Annotated in this window: 15 protein-coding genes; 5 read left to right on the forward strand and 10 right to left on the reverse strand. The window is 39.5% G+C overall.

The window, feature by feature from the left end; all coding sequences use genetic code 11:
- The first annotated feature begins 66 nt into the window (after positions 1 to 66).
- Both fahA and H4J65_RS15265 read left to right on the forward strand, forming a co-directional pair.
- Positions 67 to 1,389, forward strand: a complete 1,323-nt coding sequence (gene fahA, locus H4J65_RS15260) for a fumarylacetoacetase (RefSeq protein ID WP_182136518.1) — start codon at positions 67 to 69, stop codon at positions 1,387 to 1,389.
- 577 nt (positions 1,390 to 1,966) lie between these two features.
- Positions 1,967 to 4,552 carry a TonB-dependent siderophore receptor gene (locus H4J65_RS15265; RefSeq protein WP_182136517.1) on the forward strand — a complete coding sequence of 862 codons (2,586 nt, stop codon included), beginning with the start codon at positions 1,967 to 1,969 and terminating at the stop codon, positions 4,550 to 4,552.
- A gap of 217 nt (positions 4,553 to 4,769) precedes the next feature.
- Here H4J65_RS15265 and H4J65_RS15270 read toward each other — a convergent pair whose 3' ends face one another.
- Positions 4,770 to 6,050, reverse strand: a complete 1,281-nt coding sequence (locus H4J65_RS15270) for a multifunctional CCA addition/repair protein (protein ID WP_182198727.1) — start codon at positions 6,048 to 6,050, stop codon at positions 4,770 to 4,772.
- Between the two features lie 138 nt (positions 6,051 to 6,188).
- On the opposite strand from H4J65_RS15270, the gene H4J65_RS15275 reads away from it, so the two are divergent.
- Positions 6,189 to 7,877, forward strand: coding sequence for an AAA family ATPase (locus tag H4J65_RS15275; RefSeq protein ID WP_182198728.1), 1,689 nt, complete (start codon positions 6,189 to 6,191; stop codon positions 7,875 to 7,877).
- Positions 7,878 to 7,957: 80 nt separating this feature from the next.
- Here the strand turns inward: H4J65_RS15275 and leuD are convergent, their stop codons facing one another.
- Genes leuD through leuA form a run of 4 tightly spaced genes read right to left on the reverse strand, consistent with a single transcriptional unit; the run spans position 7,958 to position 12,733 of the window.
- Positions 7,958 to 8,554 (reverse strand): 3-isopropylmalate dehydratase small subunit, encoded by a 597-nt coding sequence (gene leuD, locus H4J65_RS15280; protein ID WP_182136514.1) that lies wholly within the window; start codon positions 8,552 to 8,554, stop codon positions 7,958 to 7,960.
- 1 nt (position 8,555) lies between these two features.
- The gene (leuC, locus tag H4J65_RS15285; protein ID WP_182198729.1) at positions 8,556 to 9,974 is read right to left on the reverse strand and encodes a 3-isopropylmalate dehydratase large subunit; all 1,419 of its coding nucleotides are present in this window, start codon (positions 9,972 to 9,974) and stop codon (positions 8,556 to 8,558) included.
- 1 nt (position 9,975) lies between these two features.
- Positions 9,976 to 11,088 (reverse strand): 3-isopropylmalate dehydrogenase, encoded by a 1,113-nt coding sequence (leuB, locus tag H4J65_RS15290; protein WP_182198730.1) that lies wholly within the window; start codon positions 11,086 to 11,088, stop codon positions 9,976 to 9,978.
- Positions 11,089 to 11,137: 49 nt separating this feature from the next.
- Positions 11,138 to 12,733, reverse strand: a complete 1,596-nt coding sequence (gene leuA, locus H4J65_RS15295) for a 2-isopropylmalate synthase (protein WP_182136511.1) — start codon at positions 12,731 to 12,733, stop codon at positions 11,138 to 11,140.
- Positions 12,734 to 13,142: 409 nt separating this feature from the next.
- Between leuA and H4J65_RS15300 the strand changes: the two genes are divergently transcribed.
- Positions 13,143 to 14,186: a CDP-glycerol glycerophosphotransferase family protein gene (locus tag H4J65_RS15300; RefSeq protein ID WP_182198731.1), complete on the forward strand. Its 1,044-nt coding sequence runs from the start codon at positions 13,143 to 13,145 to the stop codon at positions 14,184 to 14,186.
- Between the two features lie 42 nt (positions 14,187 to 14,228).
- Here the strand turns inward: H4J65_RS15300 and H4J65_RS15305 are convergent, their stop codons facing one another.
- The 3 genes from H4J65_RS15305 to H4J65_RS15315 all read right to left on the reverse strand — a co-directional run bounded on the left by H4J65_RS15305 (position 14,229) and on the right by H4J65_RS15315 (position 17,246).
- On the reverse strand, positions 14,229 to 14,972 hold the full coding sequence (locus H4J65_RS15305; RefSeq protein WP_182198732.1) for a glycosyltransferase family 25 protein: 744 nt from the start codon (positions 14,970 to 14,972) through the stop codon (positions 14,229 to 14,231).
- Positions 14,973 to 15,064: 92 nt separating this feature from the next.
- Positions 15,065 to 16,573, reverse strand: coding sequence for a capsule assembly Wzi family protein (locus H4J65_RS15310; protein WP_182198733.1), 1,509 nt, complete (start codon positions 16,571 to 16,573; stop codon positions 15,065 to 15,067).
- 73 nt (positions 16,574 to 16,646) lie between these two features.
- Positions 16,647 to 17,246, reverse strand: a complete 600-nt coding sequence (locus H4J65_RS15315) for a TIGR04211 family SH3 domain-containing protein (protein ID WP_182198734.1) — start codon at positions 17,244 to 17,246, stop codon at positions 16,647 to 16,649.
- Positions 17,247 to 17,454: 208 nt separating this feature from the next.
- Between H4J65_RS15315 and H4J65_RS15320 the strand changes: the two genes are divergently transcribed.
- Positions 17,455 to 18,966, forward strand: a complete 1,512-nt coding sequence (locus tag H4J65_RS15320) for a CYTH and CHAD domain-containing protein (protein ID WP_182198735.1) — start codon at positions 17,455 to 17,457, stop codon at positions 18,964 to 18,966.
- Positions 18,967 to 19,239: 273 nt separating this feature from the next.
- Here the strand turns inward: H4J65_RS15320 and H4J65_RS15325 are convergent, their stop codons facing one another.
- A complete protein-coding gene (locus tag H4J65_RS15325) occupies positions 19,240 to 19,854 on the reverse strand; it encodes a PilZ domain-containing protein (RefSeq protein ID WP_182198736.1) in 615 nt (204 codons plus the stop codon).
- Positions 19,855 to 20,054: 200 nt separating this feature from the next.
- Positions 20,055 to 20,666: a TetR/AcrR family transcriptional regulator gene (locus tag H4J65_RS15330; protein ID WP_182136503.1), complete on the reverse strand. Its 612-nt coding sequence runs from the start codon at positions 20,664 to 20,666 to the stop codon at positions 20,055 to 20,057.
- Positions 20,667 to 20,671 lie beyond the last annotated feature (5 nt).

The following is a 20,671-nucleotide window of genomic DNA, read 5'->3' on the forward strand; positions in this document are numbered from 1 at the left end:
ATTGCTATTTAATAACGTGTATTGTAAACACGTATTTTACCTATTTTTTCTGGAGTTGTTTAGCCCATGTCTAACACCAATTTACTTAATGAAACGCACAACCCGGCTTTAACTAGCTGGGTAGAGTCTGCCAATGTAGAAAATTGTGACTTTCCAATACAAAACCTACCTTTTGCTAGTTTTAAGCGAAAAGACAGTAAAGAAGACTGTCGAGCAGGTGTAGCCATTGGTGATCAGGTTATTGATTTAAAAGCGCTATTCGCCTTGGATATTTTTGCTGGCGACACACAATTAGCGCTGGAGCAATGCTGTCACATTCAGTTAAATGCTTTTATGGCGATGGGTAACCGTTTTTGGAGCGCTTTACGCCAAGCGTTATCACAAGCATTAACCCAAGGGTCAGCATTACAAACGAAAGTAGCATCATGTTTAATCGCACAAACCGATGTTGAATTTGCTTTGCCATGTCAAATTGGTGATTACACTGATTTTTACACTTCGATTCATCATGCCACATCGGTTGGCAGCAAGTTCCGTCCCGATAACCCGTTGTTACCCAATTATAAATGGGTTCCTATTGGTTACCATGGTCGTTCTTCTTCAATTGAGATCTCTGGTAGTAACTTTAAGCGTCCTAAAGGACAAACTAAGGCACCAACAGCAACAGAGCCTTCTTTTGGTCCATGTAAGCGTTTAGATTATGAAATGGAAGTGGGTATATTTATTGGTAAGGGTAATGCTTTGGGTGAGCCTATTAGCATCGAAAATGCCGAAGATCATGTTTTTGGTATGTGTTTATTTAATGATTGGTCAGCACGAGATATTCAAGGTTGGGAATATCAACCTTTAGGGCCATTCTTGTCAAAAAGCTTTGCATCAACAGTTTCTCCGTGGATTGTAACGTCAGAAGCCTTAGCACCTTATCGGTCAACATGGACACGTGACGCAGCGGATCCTCAGCCTATGCCTTACTTAGAGTCAGAGCACAATCGAGACTTTGGTTCTTTAGATTTAAGCTTACAGGTATTAATTGAAACTGAGACCATGCGTAATGCCAAGCAAGCACCGGTGCAATTGTCGCAATCAAATTTTAAAGATTCATATTGGACCGTGGCGCAGATGGTAGCGCACCATACGGTTAATGGTTGTAACCTGCGCTCAGGTGATATGTTTGGTAGCGGTACACAGTCGGGCCCTAAACCAGAAGAAGCCGGTTCAATGCTTGAATTATCGAATGCTGGCTCAGAGCCTATTCACTTGCCTAATGGTGAAACTCGTACTTTCTTAGAAGATGGCGATTGTGTCATTATGAAAGGTTGGTGTGAAAAAATCGGGGCCGCGCGCATAGGTTTTGGTGCAGTAAGCGCTACTGTTTTAGCCGCTGATTAAACTGTCGTATTATTGAATTAATAAAGCTCCTAAATTGGAGCTTTTTTTATGTTTGGTTCACTATATCACTAGCTATTGAGCAAATTACTGACTGCCCCTAAAGACCAAAACAAACAAAAAATTAATATTGATAACTTAACTTTAACTAGGCTTTTTGCCTCAGTAAATGCTGACTTTAGAAAAAGTTCATTTTTTTTATGTTTTTTTTTATTGATTAAATATGCAGATAATATTTAATTTAATACGAAAATCTTCGCACATGCTTCGCTGGTATATTTCATTCTAACGCATAAGCGCTGTAGGCTGCAGTGTAATTGACTATGCTGATGTGTTTTGCATAAATTTTGACTATATTTGCATATTAATTCTTTTTATAGATTCAATGTTAAAGGCCAGTGAAAAAGACTACTTGTAAAGTATTTCTAGCTGTTTTATAAAGCAGCAAGCTGTTTTGATTGTTTACAACAATATAAATTTTTGTGATAAGCGAAATGGGTAAAAATAAAATTATAAAATAGATAATTATTAAATAAATAATTATTAAAAACATATTCAAATATATTAGGAAGAAAACAACATGTCTACAACATTTCGTACTGGTACTTTAGCTCTTGCCATTGGCTTAGCGCTAGGAACAGCACCTAGTTTTGCCGCAGGTTTTGCCGAAGAAGCCGCAAAAAAAGAAAGCATTGAACGTATCGCTGTCGTTGGTTCACGTTCAGCTCCGCGTTCAGTAGCTGAGTCTCCAGTACCAATTGATATCATTGGTGGTGATGAGCTAGGTAAAAACGCTTCAAGTGATATGCTTGATATGTTAGTAGGCGCAATTCCTTCTTTAAATGCCCGTGCACAACCTATTAGTGATGCTGCATCATTAATTCGTCCAGTAAATTTACGTGGTTTACCTTCTGATTCAACATTAGTGCTTTTAAATGGTAAACGTCGTCACCGTGCATCTGTTATTGCTTTCCAAGGTGGTGGCATCAATGATGGCGCACAAGGTCCTGATATTTCAGTTATCCCAAGTGTCGCTATTAAGCAAGTTGAAGTACTTCGCGATGGTGCTGCTGCACAATACGGCTCTGATGCAATTGCTGGTGTAATGAACTTTGTACTTAAAGATGACGCAGATGGCGGTTCAATGTCTGTGAAGCAAGGTTCTTATTACGAAGGTGATGGTGATCAAACGATTATAGACGGTAATGTTGGTTTACCATTTACTAAAGATGGTTTTGTTAACTTAAGCTTTCAATTAAAAAATGCTGATGCAACAAGCCGAAGTGTACAACGTCCTGATGCAGCAAACATTGCAAGTCAAGGCAATACTTCTATTCAAAGCCCAGCTCAAATTTGGGGTAATCCAGAAGTTAAAGACGATATTACGTTTTTTGGTAATGTTGGCTTAGATCTTGGTAATGATAAAGAATTTTACATGTTTGGTAACTATTCTGAGCGTGATGTAACCGGTGGTTTTTATTACCGTAACCCACATAACCGTGGCAATGTTTTCTCGGTTGATGGTGGTGAAACTTTACTTGTAGGTGATGTTGGCGAATCAGAAGGTGCAGCGCGTACTTGTGCTGTCGTTAATATTCCAAAAAATAGTGATGGCTCTGACGGTAATGTTTTAGATAGCCTTGACTATCAAGCAATGGTAGCTGATCCAAATTGTTTCTCAATGAACCAAATTATGCCAGGTGGTTATACTCCACAATTTGGTGGCAACATCACAGATACCTCATTAACTGTTGGTACTAAAGGCGAAATTAACGAAGGTTTCTTAAAAGATTGGTTTTTTGATGTTAGTGGCTCAGTAGGTCGCAGTGAATCTAAATTTAATTTAAAGAATACTTTAAACCCATCACTTGGTTTAGATACACCGTTAGATTTTGATACCGGTAGTTATATCCAAATGGAAAAAACTTTTAACTTTGATTTAGTTAAAGGTTTTGATATGGGTCTTGAAGAGCCAGTTAACGTTGCTATGGGTCTTGAATGGCGTGAAGAAAGCTTTGAAATAGTTTCAGGCGGAAAAGCTTCATGGGAAGCCGGTGCTTATGCAGACCAAGGTTTTAACATTGGCTCACACGGTTTTAAAGGCTTTGGTCCTGAAACTCAAGGTCGTAACGACCGTCGCAATGTTGCCGCTTATATTGATGTTGAAGCCCAAGTAACAGAAGACCTTTTAGTTGGCGCAGCTGTTCGTCACGAAAGCTTTAATACTTTTGGTAGCACAACTAATTACAAGCTAACTGCACAATTAAGACTTAACGATGAGATTTCACTACGTGGCTCTCATAGTACTGGTTTTAGAGCACCAACAGTGGGTCAAGCCAATGTTGTTAATACACAAACTTCATTAGTTGCTGGTGAGTTAATTCAAACTTTCCTTGCGCCGCCAACTAACCCATTGTCAGAATTTTACGGTGGTAAAGAGTTAACGCCAGAAGAGTCAAAAAGTTTTGCTTTTGGTGGTGTTTATCAATATGACGACTTCTTCTTTACCCTTGATTACTACAACATTGAAGTAACTGACCGTTTAGCACAGTCAAGTCAAATCAATGTATTAGCAGCTGACTACACAGCGCTTGAAGCATTAGGTGTTGTTAACCCTGAGCTAATTTCAGCGGTTTCGTATTTTTCTAATGATTTTGACACTACCACACAAGGTGTTGATGTTGTTGCAAACTATACAATGGCATTAATGGGCGGCGATACGTTGTTATCATTAGCGTATAACTGGAATGAAACAACGGTTGATCAGTTTAATCCAGAGACCACTAATGAAGGCAAAGTTCATCGTTTAGAAGAAGGTATGCCTGATCATCGCGCTACCTTTACTGTTTCTCAATCTTGGGAAGATGTATCAACTTTTGTTCGTGTAAACTACTTTGGTGAGTATTTTGCAACGCATGCTGATGATGCTTGTGCTGTAGGTTGTTGGAACGAGATTGCTGATTCAGCGGTTACTGTTGATGCAGAAGTAAGCTACTTCTTAAATGATAGTATTACCTTGTCAGTTGGTGCTAATAACATCTTTGATCAAGAAGCACAAAAGTTACCTGCTGAATCATACGGTCAGTTAGGTGCTGAATACTACGAAAGTGGACCATTTGATTACAACGGTGGTTTCTACTACGTAAAAGCAACTTATAACTTTTAATGTAAAAGTTAATTAAGTCTAAAAAGCCATATCATTTGATATGGCTTTTTTATGTTCAGGCCTCGCTGATACCTTTTGTATTTCTCAACATTAATGCTGCTCTAGAAATTCTCCCGCATGACGCTGTTGACTTACCGCCATGTTCGTCACTAACAATCACTTAGTGGTTAAAACAAGCAGAAATCGAGTGGGGTGGCTTACTCACCCAGTTTAGCGGTTAGTTACTGCCATTAGATAAGATGTTGTGTTGTTTTATATAACTTTGTTGGTATTTATTTAATTCGGCAAGTCTTTGCTCTGCTATTGCCGCTTTAATCTCAAGCCCTTTCAAACCCTGTTCAACAAAAGGCTTGGCTGTTACTCGGTTGAGCATTGTAAAGCCAGTGTAGAGAAATTCTTTTTGTTGGTATTCAGCTATTTCCAAGCCATAGCGAACAGTAAAATCTGCTTGGCAACAAAGTAAAAAATCATCAAACTCTTCTGGTTTTCGCCAAACATCTAATTGATTATATAGCTTTAAAATAGTACTAGCTTTTAATTGAAATACTTTATGTGCATGCAGGTGAAACTGACAAACCTTTAGCGCCAAATTTTTGTGTGCTGTTGGCACCCTTAAACGCTTACAAACCGCCTCTATTAAAGTCACTCCTGGTATTTCATGATCAGTATCAGCAGGTAAGCTGTCTTGTTGGGTTAACGACTGACCTAGGTTATAGCAAACACTGGCAAACCTAACGGTCGTTTTTTCAGAGAGTAAAACCGCTTGTTTGAGTACCATCATAGTCTGCGATCTGGAGCAAATTTTTGCCTGCGACTTTTCTAGGTCTGAAGTGTCCCATAAATCATGTAAATCAGGCCAAAGCGATTTCAGGGCTTGGCATTGATATAACACTTGAAAAAACACTTCAGGGTGAGTGTCGGCTAAGCTGCGCTCCATTTCTTGCCATATTCGTTCAGCAGAAAGACTGGATAATTCACCACTTTCACTGAGTTTGGTCATTAAGGCTAATGTTTCTGGCGCTATGGTAAAACCATAATCGTGATACCTAGCGGCAAAACGAGCAACACGTAAAACCCGTAGTGGGTCTTCAATAAAAGCTGGGGAAACATGGCGTAATACGCGATTATCTAGGTCTATTTGGCCGTTGTAAGGATCAATTATTTTACCACTTTCATCCATCGCCATAGCATTAATACTGAGATCTCTGCGCAGTAAGTCTTCTTCAAGCGTAACGCTGGCTGATGCATCGCAATTAAAGCCGGTATAGCCTTGGCCCGCTTTTTTTTCGGTGCGAGCTAAGGCGTATTCTTGTCTACTTTGTGGATGGATAAATACTGGAAAGTCTTTGCCGACTTGTAAAAAGCCAAGGCTGAGCATTTCCTGAACGCTAGAGCCGACCACGACATAGTCATTATCAACAACAGGGCGTTTCAGGAGAGCATCGCGTACGGCGCCACCGACTAAAAAAGTGTTTAGTTGCTGTGTTATATTTGCCATTGAGCGCTATAAACCTCTGAAAATGTGTAATGTATAGGAAATTATATTGCTTAACTTTAACATAATAGCGACTGACTTTTGACATATGATTGCGTTCAGGTTAATTTTGCAGGGTCGATTCATCAGTTAAGATTTCCTATGTATACTAGTTATTTTGGTTTAGAAGAAAAGCCATTTTCAATTGCCCCAAACCCTGATTATTTGTTTATGAGTGATCGTCACCGCGAAGCCCTTAATCACTTAACTTATGGCTTAGGTGATACCGGTGGCTTTGTCTTACTTACCGGTGAAGTAGGCACGGGGAAAACCACGCTGAGTCGGCATTTAATGGCAAACTTGCCAGAAAATACCCAAGCCGCTTTTATTCTGAATCCCACTTTATCTAGTCAAGAGTTGTTAGCGACCCTTTGTGATGAATTAAACATTCGTTATCGCAAAACCGGCGCAACCTTAAAAACCCTCACCGATAAAATACAACAAAAGTTACTCAAAAATCATAGTGATGATCTTAATACCTTGTTGATTATTGATGAAGCGCAACATTTGCAACCTGAAGTGTTAGAGCAACTCAGGTTATTAACCAACTTAGAAACTAATACCAAAAAACTTTTACAAGTGATTTTGATTGGTCAACCTGAATTACAGCAGTTATTGCAGCGTCGAGATTTACGGCAATTAGCGCAAAGAATTACGGCGCGCTATCATTTATTACCCCTGAATAGGCAAGAAGTTGAGCAATATCTTAAACATCGCCTGTCTGTAGCAAAATGTTTTCGTAATATTTTTGATAAAAGTGCCGTTAGCGCCATCCATAAAATTTGTAACGGTATTCCGCGTTTAATGAACTTGTTAGCCGAGCGATCTTTGATAAATGCTTATAACAGTAACAATGCTGTGGTTAACCGTAAAATTGTACTTCAAGCGGCCCATGATGCCTTAGGTGATGAATTTCAGGTAAAACCTTGGTGGCAACATTCGTCGGCAAAAGCTGGCGGCCTAGTGACTGCATTAGGCTTAGTTTTAGCGCTAGGCGTTTGGTGGGGAGCATATCAAGCTCAGGGGATTGTTTTAGAGACTAAGGTGACTCGTGCGGCTATAAATAAGGCAGATCCTATTACTGAGCAGGAGCCGTTAGTTGATCGAGAAGCGCCAGCTGTCGTTACTACAGCATTAGCTCAAGCAGATGCTGGTACGAGTCATTATATTAACAGCGGTACTAATAATGGTACTAATCTGCTTGCCTTGGCTGTCGATCAAACGACTCAGGCCAAAGCAAGTAACACTAAGCTTGAAAATGATCTTGCGGTAGCGACGAGTAAAACGGTTAGTCATCAGGCAGGGTTAACTGATGAACAAGGCGATACTGAACAATATATAGCGAGTGAAAGTAGCTTAGCCGACGCGCAAATTGCTCTGCCAACAAGCGCACAAAAATCAGCGCTAAAGCCTAAGAAAGTGACGGGTGAAAACTTTGTTGTTAAAGCTGAAGCCGGGGTGTCTGACGAGTTATTGGCAAGTTTTCAATCGGCTATCGAGCACACCAAACAAAGTGACCATGCTAGCGAAGATGTAGTAGCAGGCAGTAGCGAACTCATACCGCTGGCGCAAATGCCAACTTGGGTGCAAGACGGTGTGCCTTCGCTGGCGTTTGAAATGCATCTTTATGCTAGTGATGGGCAAGGCTGGGTAAGGGTGAATGGCCGCGATCGTTATGAAGGTGATTATATTAGTCGCGAATTACTGCTTAATGAAATACTTCCACAACGGGTAGTACTGAGTTTTCGAGGGGAAAAATTCACTATGTCTGCGTTATCTACTTGGAATTAGCGTAAAAAATTAGCCGCAGTTTTCTTAATGATAACCAAGGATAACCATCAGCCTTCACAGCTGATGGTTGATCTTTTTACCTACTGCCAAGCTGGCATTTGGGCTTCGTAATTTTCTATCTTAGCAATTTTATTTAACGTCCAACCCACACTGTCAACACCGTTTTCTAAACAGTATTTATGAAAAGGCGCAATAGTAAAATCATATTGTGCACTGGCTGTTTTAACCGTACTGGCGACTAAGTCAACGGTAAGGTGTTGTAGACCCTCTTTTGACTGTTGAAATAGCGTCGCTATAGCTGCTTCCGGTAATATCACAGGTAAAATGCCAATATTGATACAGTTAGCATAGAAAATATCGGCAAAACTAGACGCGATAATCACTTGAAAACCATATTCTTGCAGCGCCCAAGGTGCATGCTCGCGACTTGAGCCACAACCAAAGTTTTCACCAGCGAGTAAAATACTTGCCCCCTGATATTGTGGCTTATTAAGGACAAATTCAGGATTGTTTTCGTTACCCAAGTTGTCTAGATAGCGACGGTCATGAAATAAGTGTTGGCCAAAACCTGTGCGAGTGGTTTTTTGTAAAAATTGTTTTGGAATTATTTGATCGGTATCAACATTCGCCGTGTCCAATGGCACAACTAAGCCATGATGTTGGTTAAATTTTTCCATGTTATGCTCCTTGAACTTGTGAGTTAATCGAGGTTAAGTCAACAAAGTGACCTGCAATGGCAGAAGCTGCCGCTAATTCAGGGCTGACTAAGTGGGTACGACTGCCGCGGCCTTGTCGGCCTTCAAAGTTTCGGTTGCTGGTAGAAGCGCAGCGGTCACCGTGCGTTAACACATCATCATTCATGCCTAAACACATTGAGCAACCCGGTAAGCGCCATTCAAAGCCAGCATCAATAAAAGTTTGTGCTAAGCCTTCAGCTTCGGCTTGTTCTTTAACTCGATAAGAGCCTGGTACAACGATAGCGTTAACCGTAGCTGAAACTTTTTTACCTTTCGCCACTGCAGCGGCGGCGCGTAAATCTTCAATTCTAGAGTTAGTGCATGAGCCAATAAATACTTTATTAATCGCAATGTCGGTAATTTTAGTGCCGGCCGTTAAGCCCATATATTTTAATGCCGCAATGCATGATTCACGCTCAACGGGGTCAGTAAAATCATCAGGGGAAGGTACAACACTATCAACTTGTGTCACTTGTCCTGGTGTTGTTCCCCAAGTGACTTGGGTTTTAATCTCTTTTGCTTCTAGCGTTAAGTAACTATCGAATTTTGCTTCGCTGTCTGATTTTAGCTGCTGCCAATCTTCAACGGCTTGCTGCCATACTTCGCCTTTTGGCGCGTAATCTTTGCCTTTTAAGTAGTCAAACGTTTTTGCATCAGGTGCGATAAGCCCAGCTTTAGCGCCAAACTCTACACTCATATTACACACTGTCATGCGCTCTTCCATGGTTAAGCGCTCAATGGCTTCACCACAATATTCGACCACATAACCGGTTGCGCCCGCACTACCTGTTTTACCAATAATGGCTAAAATAATGTCTTTAGCACTTATGCCTGGGGCAACTTGGCCTTTAACTTCAATTCTCATGGTTTTAGCTTTGGTTTGGCGTAAGGTTTGGGTGGCAAATACGTGCTCAACCTCAGACGTACCAATGCCAAATGCTAAAGCGCCAAAAGCTCCGTGTGTTGAGGTATGCGAATCGCCACAAACAATAACTGTGCCTGGTAAAGTTAAGCCTAATTCTGGCCCAATAACATGCACAACACCTTGGTTTTTATGGCCCATGCCGAACAATTCTATGCCAAATTCTTTACAGTTTTTTTCTAGTGTTCTCAGTTGATTTGCAGCGCCTTCACCGGCGGCGTTAATTTCAATAGAGCGCGTTGAAATATTATGATCCATAGTCGCAATTGTGCGCTCAGGATGGCGCAGTACACGATTATGAAATTTTAAATTAGCAAAAGCTTGTGGCGAGGTAACTTCGTGGATCAAATGGCGGTCAACAAAGATCAAGGGTGTTTCATCCGCTTTTTCTTCAATGATATGACTTTGCCATAATTTTTCGTATAAAGTGGTGGCCATGCTACTTTGCTCCTGAAGTTTTTGGGTTGTTGACGATATATTGACAGATAATATCGCCCATTTCGTTAGTCGATTTAGCGTTATGGCGTTGCTCGGCACTTAATAAATCACCGGTAAAGTTACCGGCATTTAGTGCCTCTGCCACGGCAGTTTCAATCGCGGTAGCGGCTTCTGCCTGATTTAAGCTATGACGCAACATTAATGCCGCTGAAAGAATTTGCGCAATAGGGTTAGCAATGCCTTTGCCAGCGATATCTGGCGCTGTGCCACCAGCGGGCTCATACATACCAAAGCCTTGTTCGTTTAAGCTCGCTGAAGGTAATAGTCCCATCGAGCCGGTGATCATGGCGCAAATGTCAGATAAAATATCGCCAAATAAGTTAGAACATAACATGACGTCAAACTGCGCAGGGTTACGTACCAATTGCATCGCCGCGTTATCAACATACATGTGTTCAACTTCAACACTAGGATAGTCTTTTGCCACTTCAATAACGACTTCTCGCCACAATTGAGACGATGCTAGTACATTGGCTTTATCGATAGATATAACCTTGTTACGACGCTTCTGAGCCGCTTGAAAAGCAAGGTGTGCGATGCGGCTGATTTCTTTTCGAGAATAAATCATAGTATCAAAGGCGGCTTCATCTTCTTGCCCTTGATTTTTTCGACCTTTAGGTTCGCCAAAATAGATACCACCGGTTAATTCTCGTATCACTAAAATATCAAAACCCGCTTGTGAAATATCAGCGCGTAAAGGAGAAAGGTGTGACATGGCGCTTTGCAGTTGTGCAGGGCGCATGTTACAAAACAGCCCAAAATGACCTCGTAAACCCAGCAAAGATGCTCTTTCTGGTTGTTCAGTGGGGGGTAAGTCACTCCACTTAGGACCGCCAACTGAGCCAAATAAAATGGCATCAGCTTGTTCACAGCCCTTAACCGTACTCTCTGGTAGTGCTTGGCCATGATTGTCGATAGCGCAGCCACCGACGTCATAATGCTCAGTGGTTATTTCAAAATTATACTGTTGGGCAACTGTTGCTAAAACTTTTTCTGCTTGGGCCATCACTTCTGGGCCAATACCGTCACCGGCTAATATTGCAATCTTCGACATAGTGTTTTTAAACCTATAAATATACTTAATAAATGAATAAAATTTTCAACTAAACTTGGCGTTGGCCATCAATAGCAGCTTCTTTTTTGAACTCAGATTTTAGCTCAGTTTTCAGCTCGGCAACTGTGATAGCACGATGAATACCATTAAGTGCATTGACCAAGGCATAACCTGATGCTTTGATAATATCGGTATCTAAGCCGTAGCCATGGAAGTTTCTCCCTTGCCACGACACTACAATGTCAGCCTTACCTAAACCGTCTTCACCTTCACCTTTATTCGAAATTTTGTAGTCGCTGACTTCAAAGTCAATATCAATAGCTTTTTTAATGGCACGATACAGCGCATCAACAGGTCCATTACCGGTTGCGGAAACAATTTTATCTTCATCACCTAAAGCTAATTTAATGCTTGAGGTAGAAAAATCACTACCGCCACTTTGTACATTTAAGGTCTGTAAACGATAAAAGTCTTGCTGGTCTTGTTGTTGAATATTAAAAAGTAAAGCTTCTAAGTCATCATCAAATACTTGGCCTTTTTTGTCGGCTAAGGCTAGAAAGTCAGCGTAAAGCGTTTCTATGTCATAATCAGACTCTTGATAACCTAAGCTTTCCATACGATGCTTAATCACGTGTCGGCCGCTACGCGAGGTTAAGTTCAACTTGGTTTTGCTGATACCGACACTTTCTGGTGTCATAATTTCATAGGTGTTGCTGGCTTTTAACATGCCGTCTTGGTGGATACCTGATGAGTGGCTAAAAGCATTGCCGCCAACAATCGCCTTATTTAGTTGTACTGGCATATTACAAAGCTGGCTGACTAACTTAGAGGTGCGGGCTATTTCTTGATGATTAATACGGGTATGCACGCCTAACAATTCTTGGCGGGTTTTCATGATCATCGCGACTTCTTCAAGTGAGCAATTACCTGCACGTTCACCAATGCCGTTGATGGTACATTCAATTTGTCTTGCACCCGCTTGCACGGCTGACATTGAGTTAGCTACCGCTAAGCCTAAATCATTATGACAATGTACAGAGATAACCGCTTGATCAATATTAGGTACACGATTAAATAACGTTTCTATGATGCCGCCAAATTCGTTAGGTAAAGTGTAACCTACGGTATCAGGAATGTTGACTGTGGTAGCGCCGGCTATAATGGCTTGTTCAACCATACGGCATAAGTTGTCAATCGGGGTTCTACCCGCATCTTCACAAGAGAACTCGACATCATCGGTAAATCTACGTGCATATTTGATGGCGTGTATCGCCATCGCTTGGACATCAGCAAAGCTTTTTTTCAATTTCTGTTGCACATGAACATCAGAAGTAGAAATGAAGGTATGAATACGAAATTGATCAGCCGGCTTTAAGGCCTCGGCACAAGCTTTAATATCTGCTTCTACCGCACGTGCTAACGCACATACTCGAGAGTTTTTTACGCTGCGCGCTATCTCTTGCACTGACTTAAAATCACCCGGTGACGATACCGGAAAACCCACTTCCATAATGTCGACACCTAAGCGCTCAATCGCATGTGCTATTTGTAATTTTTCATGTACTGATAAACTCGCGTTTAAAGCCTGTTCGCCATCACGTAATGTGGTGTCAAAAATAATAACGTTATCGTTAGAGATGCCCATGTATGTTCCTGATTTTTTTTGTGAAAATTTACGCTAAATAACGAGCATAAAAAAACCCGCGCTTATTAGCGCGGGTTTAGTGTTTTATTATGTTATCTACTTATTCTTTTAAGCAATAAAACCTAGCCGCGCATGGATAATGCGAGGAGGAGGCTAATTCGAATCATGTTAGTAAAGTTTTTCATCGATGCTTTTGCTTAGTATTTTTATTTAACAAATAGTTTATAGCTTATTAATAGCGCATTTTATACTGCTATGTCAATTGTGATTTTGTTATATATTAGAAGTTATTAGCTTTTTGTCTTTATGTATAACCCAATTATGTCTATTGAATTATCTGCTGCTGATTTTTAACTGATAACTTGCTAATATCTGCTGGTCTATATTTTCACTACTTTATGAGTCCAAAATGCCAGCAAAAAGGTTTGTTTTAAACATTTCTCAAAACTATAGTTTTGCTATTTTAAGACCGCTACAAAAAGCACTGCTTAATAGCAACAGAGATGTTTGTTGGTTTGTGCAAGGTAATTCGGTCAATTTAGATTATTTCACTGATAATGAAAAGATATTAAAGACGGTAGATGATGTGGTGAAATATGATCCTGATGCGGTTATTTACCCTGCTAATATAGCACCGACATTTTTTCCTGGAATAAATGTAGCTGTTTTTCATGGCTTCGATGCTGGAAAAGTAGACAAAAAAGGGCTGAATGATCACTATAAAGTACGTAATTGTTTTGATTTATACTGCACACAGGGGCCAGACTCGACGGCTGAATTTGAACGTTTAGCCAAAAAACATCAAACGTTTAGAGTGATTGAAACTGGCTGGTGTGCATTAGACCCATTATTTTCAAAGAATATCCTTGATAAAAAAGTAGAAAAACCAACAATATTGATGTGTTCAACATTTTCTAAAAAATTAACCTGCGCACCTGAGTTATTTGAGACAGTAAAGCGTTTAAGTGCGACAGGGAAATGGCATTGGTTAATTCAGTTTCATCCCAAAATGGATAAGGGCATTGTTGAACAATATAAATCAATTCAAAATGAACACTTAACTTTTGTTGAAACTGATGATGTTATTCCACTGCTTAAGCAGGCTGATGTGATGGTTTGTGATACGTCTTCTGTACTTATTATGTTTTTGTTGCAAGGTAAACCCGTTGTTACTTTTAATAATATATCTCCCCAAAACTATTTGATTAATATTGATTCACCAGAAAAGTTAGAGGCGTCAGTAACGTATGCGCTACAAAGACCTAAGTGCTTAATGGATAACATTCAGCACTACATTAATTGTACGCACCCTTATGTGGACGGGAAATCTTCTTATAGATTATTGGCTGCAATTGATAAAGCGATTGCTGAAAAAACCAGCCTTAAAGCTAAACCGCTTGATGTGTTCAGACAATTTAAAATGCGAAAAGAATTGAATTACTGGAAGTTCTAGCAATATTTACGAAAATAACTTAGGTAATTAAGTGTTACGCTATTATAACTCACCTGATACGTACATTTTTCTTAAGTACCATAGGTGTAATCTGTATTTAGCATTCCTAATAAAGCTAGTACTTTTATTACCATGAAATCCACCATTTAATGACGTAATATCACTGGTGAAGCTTTTATTTTCATTGATGGGGTAAGGGCGCAAACCATATACAGACAAGCCAAGCTCTTGGCAAAATTGCATATCAATATCGACAGGGCGATAAAACAGTTCTCTTGACAATAGTTTTTTCGCGCCAGCCAAGCTAATGGTATAGCCAGTTGCGCAGTTGGGTATTTTTGTGAAATTAATTAATTCAAACGGTTGCTCTAATTTACTTGTTTTTTTGGCTTGGTGATTTCTATTATCGGCTAACTTAATTAAGTCGTATTTCTTTAAGGTCTCGGCAAGTGAAAAAAGCTTGATGAAGTTCTTTTCAATAATCATGTCGTCTTCAAGTATGACCGCGAATTCTATATTTTCAGCGACCATTTTTCGCCAAACATTTTTGTGGCTAATGTAGCAGCCAATTTCACCTAAGCTTAAATCTGCTCTAAAATGTTTTTTATTAAGTGCTGCTGAATACTCAATGTTGATTTCAGTCTCAGTTAAGCTGTTACCTTTTATTGCGGGAATTCTATCGTAGTTAACATCTATCGCTGAAAGCTGCTGATCCATACTCAACATTCGATCCTTTGCACAGTCTAGATTGATGACATATACGGGACATTTTTTTATTATTGACATCTTAGGTACCTTTAATTAACTTAGACATTTTTAAAATTATGAATGCGTATTTTAGAATATACAGGGTTCAGGTAATTATATTCTTACCTTCGTTAGAGGTTATATTCAACTTTTAAAAATAGGTTTGCTTGGCGCTTATCTGCAATATCATTTTCAAATGTAGACTGACTGAGGTCTACACCTAAAGTGTAGCGCCAGTTTTTATAACTATGCTGAACTTTAGTTGAAACCATGATCATATCTTCGGCAATTTTTGTCAGTGGATTTCCAATAATGACATTACTAGGGGCTTTATCATTATTATCTTTATTGAGCTGTAACTGACGAATTTTAGTGGTTATATTTGTATTTGGGCTTATGGTGGAAATAAAACCTAACACCACACTTGTGGCATCGTTATCGTATAAGTTACCTAGTGTTCTTTGCTGATAACGCATGCCTGTTTGATAAATATGATGCTCATAAAAGCAATTGCCGATATTACTGTTATCTGTGTCTGAACAGTCCGCATAGGTATCTGTGTATTCTAAATATAGGGTTGTTGGCGCAGAAAAAATTGTTACGTGAGTATCTATACCGGCTTGAATTTTGGGTTCAGTTAAGAAACTTAAAGAAGAGCCACTATTGTCGCCGTCTTCCGCAAAATATTGGCCGTACAGAGCAACAGGGTTATTGAGGAGCTTAAATGAATAACGTAAATCGTAGCCTGCTTGTTGGTTGCCTGGCTCGTTTTCTTTGTTTTCACCGCAGACTAATCCTGACGCACCACAATTATCTTTGCCTAATAGTAAATCTGCAAAGGTTCCAAAGCTTTTTGGACGATCTGTACCACCCCATTGTGCTAAGCGGGTTAGTCCTATTTCTAGTCCATCCAAGGGTTTAAAGTTAAGCCTAAAACCCCATAATAAGGTGTTATCTATAACACGCTCATCGTCCATAACACCCATAAAGGATGTTACGGTCCAAGGAATTTCAATTTCAGTGAATGGAATGCCAAATGGTGTGGCTGATCTTCGTGATAATGAAATCGCTGGAATAGGCCTAGCATTGTTGGTTAAACTTAAGTTACTGTCCCAACCCGGCCCCCACCATCGGTCTTGTTTGCCTAGTGAGAACACCCAATTACCAATAAAACCTGCGACATAGCTACCATCTAAACGTGTTTTTTCATTATCTCGTGGTGAAAAGGTATAACTTGATGAAAGGCCGACGGCAAATGAGTCTGTCATATAACTTGCTTGAATTTTTATGTTGTTTTTGTCTCTGAAATCTTCCCCAAAACTTGTGAAACGTTTATCTTTAGTTGCCGTATTGAATTCTAATTTTTTATTGTTTTTTTTGGCCATTCTAAATTGATGATTGATATAGTCAAACGCTTGCTTTTCTGAACTGTTTAACGAGGAATAGTCAATCTGTTTTAAATCACGCCCAATATCAAGCCACATCAGAGGAAATGTTGTTACTGGAGTTTTTATATGGCCGGCATCAGATAGCTGTTGAATACCGGCTCTGAGGTATATATTTGAGGTATCTATCCAAGGTTCAGCAGAAGTTAAAAAGCAAAATAAAAATAAAGTGTAAGATAAACTATGTAATTTCAAAATATAAACTTCAATTGTATGGTTAATGTATAGGGTGATTTATAGGGAAATTTCTTAATATATAATTAAAAAATTAGCCCCAGTTTTCCATGCCTGATTTACGCTTTGAAAATAAACGCGGTAAGATCAAACCAAATAATAAACCAATACTTAATACGATTGCGCCATTAAAAAACCATTGTTTTTTAATGCTAGTATCTTGATTTTTTAATTGTGATTTAGTTTCTGTTAAATCCATATTGAGTGCTGAAATACTGTTTTGTAGGTCACTACGCTCAGACTTTAACGCGTCAATTTCACTTATTGCTTCGTTGAGTTGCTGAGTAACATCACTTTTACCTGATTGAAAACTCGCTAATTTTTCATTGAGATCAGCAATAACATAACGCATGCCTGGTTTTGTTGAGACAAGTTTGCTTTCAATCCAACCAGTACGGTCATTATCGCTAATGATCTCGCTGTAATCATTCGCCGACTCACCGGTTAATTGTATTTTTTCACCCGCGTTTACCGTACCTTGTATACGGTAATTTTTACCCGCGCCTGAGTGCATATAAACAATTAAATCTTCAGAAATATAACCGGTAGTGGTTGAATTAGTAGACTCTTCAGCAAAAGAGAATAAGGAAGTAAAAAATAATAGTGCAACGAATTTTTGTTTTATGTTTATCATGAAATAACCAATAGCGCCATTTAAACAGAGAATGGCAAAGATAGTAGGACGTTGTAGGAATGATAGCAAGTGGAGTCGCTTAGATTCCTAAGATTTTTGATATAAATTTTTAATCATGTAAGATTGACAGCTACTATTAGCTGTAATTGTACAAAAAATATCGCTGTTGCAGTTAATAGGCTTGATTTATAACTAATATTGGAAAAGTATGACAACCGAAATAGAGCTTAAATATTTAGTTTTAGGCAATGACACCGTAGAAAAAATCACCCAAACACTTAATCGTGAAAATATTCACTTTAGCTATCAAGAAAAGCAACTCGCTAATTGCTACTTTGATACCCCAGAGCTGAATTTGCGACAACATGATATGGGCTTGAGAGTTCGCCGAAGCAATAGTCATATTGAGCAAACAATTAAAACCGCTGGGCAGGTGGTCGGTGGTTTACATAGCCGCCCTGAATATAATGTTGATATTGAAGGTGAACTGCCGATTTTAAGGCTTTTTCCAGATGAAATTTGGCAACCGAGCCAATCGATTGAAAATATTCAGCATGACTTAGTTGCCTTATTCAATACTGACTTTAAACGTTGTACCTGGTTAATCACCGATGCCAGTGGCAATAGGGTTGAGCTGGCTTATGATCAAGGCGAAGTGGCCAGTGCTGAGAAAAAAGAGCGCATTCATGAGCTTGAATTTGAGTTGGTTCAGGGAGATAAATCTGCACTATTTACTTTAGCGTCATTGCTTTTTAAAGAGCTAGCACTGCGCCCAGGCTTGAAAAGTAAAGCGGCACGAGGTTATGCGCTTTGGCGAACCGAGCCAGTAGTAGCAACTACCCCGCAACAAAGTTTTATTTGCCACAAAGGCAGTGATTCAATTGCTAACGCCTTTACCAATGGACTCAGTCATGGGCTTACCTGCCTGCAAAATAGTATTGAGATTTATTTAGCAACGCCAACTTTACATGAATTAGTGGCAGTAAAAGCAAACTTAGCGCTTATTCGTCATGGCTTTTGGTTATTCGCAGACTATTTATCGCCGGATGAATTACTGATCAGAGATGAATTAAGTCACTTTGTGCACTTACTTGCTTGGGTTGATAACGCGATACATTTGCAAGAACTGACCAATAAAACCGGTAATTACCGCAAAAAACTTGATTTTAGCAAGCTATTAATAGAACAGCTTCAAATAGAAAAACGTCGTTTTCCTGATAGTGATGATATTAGCCAACTGTTACATAGTAGCCGTTTTAATCAACTGCAACTGTCGATATTACAAGGTTATTTAGCGCGTAGTGAGCATACCACTATGGCGAGTAAAGTCGGTGATGATACGCTGATGTCATTTGCTCAAGATAAAATTCAATTGAGCCTAAGTGAAATTAGTGCCCAGATGAAGAACATGGCTAGTTCAGACTGTCAGCAATATATTGCACAAAGCAAACTATTGTATCGCAGCTCATTAACCGGTACTTGGCTTGGCGGACTGTTTGATAATGATTTACGGGATAAATTTCGCCGGCCATGGCTAGACTTACAACAAGGTATTAGCGAGTTACAGTCACTGTGGATTATTCAGCTGCAATTAGAAAAACTCTCTGAACCGCCAAAGAAACTAGTACAGTGGCAGCAGAGTAAAGTACAAGGCTTGTTATTGGCATTAGATAATACTAAAGCTATTGCTATTGCGATGGAGCCGTATTGGCTTGAGTAGCACTAAGCGCCCGCATTTATCATTAAGTGTTTGATGCTGACGAATAGCGCAGCAACAACTGAGCGATAAACAATAACTGAGTGATAAACTCAATAATAGCCAAACAATAGCTTAGTAATCCACTAGGCTATTTTTTTAATATTAACATCAGTAGAGTAGGCAGTGTTATTGTTATTAATAGACCTTTTACGCCAGCCTATGGTCAATATTTTAAGCCCCCACTGAGCTTAGCCTTGTAAGTTCAATGAGCCGTAAGCTCAAGGGTTAAGACATTTACGCTGAAGTATTTTTAGCTTGGTTACGTTGTTGTGCTAGTGCTTGTAGCTGTTTTGATTGTTGATGCAAACTATGTCGCACTAATGTTTCTTGATCATCTGCACGAATATGATGAAAAATCACCTTGTATTGACTTTCGCTGTCAACTATTTCACTACTGACAATTTCGCCAACACAATAAAACGCGGTGTTTTCATCAGCAAAAAATAACTTTAAGTCAAGAAAGTCACCCGTGTTAAAGGTGTTAGGTGTCGTGGTTTTAAAAATAATGCCACCCCCACCAAACTTAATGGCTTGAAATCTGGTGCTTGCATCGTTTTGTTGACTAAGAATGTAACCTACCAGTAGGTCCATTTTTTTCGCTTGATGATTAAGGTAATCCATTAAATGACTAGCAACCCCAGTCACTGCTTGCAGCGCACGTAGGGCACTTTTATCGACGGTATTGACTTCTGCCGCTATTTTAAAAGGTGCTGGCATGTTTTCAATAAACTGCTGATAGTTTGGCAATTGCGCTAAGTCGATAACACTAGCGTTGATGTTAAAAGCATAGTTTATGGAAAAAAACTCATCAAATTGAGCAAGTTTTGTCTGATGGTCAGCGGTTGTCATAAATTAATCACCTTATAATTTGCTTAAGTGGTCTTATTTATTATCTCAATGGTTAGCTATATCTATTGAGATAAATAATCGATTATTCTAAAGTGGATCTAATATCTGCGTTAGTTTTAATCCCAATAACCAATTAATACTCAACCAAGCGCCTTGCTCTTGAATATCTAGTCTCACTTATAATGGCTCACTGACTTAATTTAATGGCTATTGTGCGTACTAGCAAGAAACACGTTAACGGCACATTCACACATTTCATCAATCTGGCTTTCTTGTGCATATATACCGTCAATAACCAAACGCGCGATACCGTGCAAAGTAGCCCAAGTCACTTGCGCCAACCTTAAGCTATTTTCCTCTTTGATAATAATACCTTGTTCTTGCCATAATTTGGTCATTTCAACTTGGTAGTTAAAAGTTGCATAGGCAATTTTCTTTAACGCTTCCGTGCTATTATTTTCTTTCCAAATAACCCGGCCAAACATCAGTTCGTATAACGATGGGTTACTGGTAGCAAAGCCGATATAAGCATGAACAAAATGACGATACTTCTCTTCATTAGACAGATTTTCTTCAGAAAAAATTTCACCGACACGCTGATGCCATTGTGCAAAACCTTGCTCAGCAATCGCACATAACAAATCATTTTTATCGGTAAAGTGATGATAGGCCGCGGTGCGCGAAACACCAATGCGCTCGGCGAGTTTACGTAACGACAAACCTTCAGTGCCGGCCTCTGTCACCATTTCTGTTGCGGTAATGACTAACGACTTACGCAAATCTCCATGGTGATATTTTGTTTTGGTCGCCATTAGTT

This window comes from Colwellia sp. MB02u-9, from assembly GCF_014077085.1.
In the GTDB taxonomy this organism is placed as follows: Bacteria; Pseudomonadota; Gammaproteobacteria; order Enterobacterales; family Alteromonadaceae; genus Cognaticolwellia.

Coding starts and splice junctions, on each gene's coding strand:
- fahA (WP_182136518.1), top strand. CDS start 67: ATGTCTAACACCAATTTACTTAATGAAACGCACAACCCGGCTTTAACT.
- H4J65_RS15265 (WP_182136517.1), top strand. CDS start 1,967: ATGTCTACAACATTTCGTACTGGTACTTTAGCTCTTGCCATTGGCTTA.
- H4J65_RS15270 (WP_182198727.1), bottom strand. CDS start 6,050: ATGGCAAATATAACACAGCAACTAAACACTTTTTTAGTCGGTGGCGCC.
- H4J65_RS15275 (WP_182198728.1), top strand. CDS start 6,189: ATGTATACTAGTTATTTTGGTTTAGAAGAAAAGCCATTTTCAATTGCC.
- leuD (WP_182136514.1), bottom strand. CDS start 8,554: ATGGAAAAATTTAACCAACATCATGGCTTAGTTGTGCCATTGGACACG.
- leuC (WP_182198729.1), bottom strand. CDS start 9,974: ATGGCCACCACTTTATACGAAAAATTATGGCAAAGTCATATCATTGAA.
- leuB (WP_182198730.1), bottom strand. CDS start 11,088: ATGTCGAAGATTGCAATATTAGCCGGTGACGGTATTGGCCCAGAAGTG.
- leuA (WP_182136511.1), bottom strand. CDS start 12,733: ATGGGCATCTCTAACGATAACGTTATTATTTTTGACACCACATTACGT.
- H4J65_RS15300 (WP_182198731.1), top strand. CDS start 13,143: ATGCCAGCAAAAAGGTTTGTTTTAAACATTTCTCAAAACTATAGTTTT.
- H4J65_RS15305 (WP_182198732.1), bottom strand. CDS start 14,972: ATGTCAATAATAAAAAAATGTCCCGTATATGTCATCAATCTAGACTGT.
- H4J65_RS15315 (WP_182198734.1), bottom strand. CDS start 17,246: ATGATAAACATAAAACAAAAATTCGTTGCACTATTATTTTTTACTTCC.
- H4J65_RS15320 (WP_182198735.1), top strand. CDS start 17,455: ATGACAACCGAAATAGAGCTTAAATATTTAGTTTTAGGCAATGACACC.
- H4J65_RS15325 (WP_182198736.1), bottom strand. CDS start 19,854: ATGACAACCGCTGACCATCAGACAAAACTTGCTCAATTTGATGAGTTT.
- H4J65_RS15330 (WP_182136503.1), bottom strand. CDS start 20,666: ATGGCGACCAAAACAAAATATCACCATGGAGATTTGCGTAAGTCGTTA.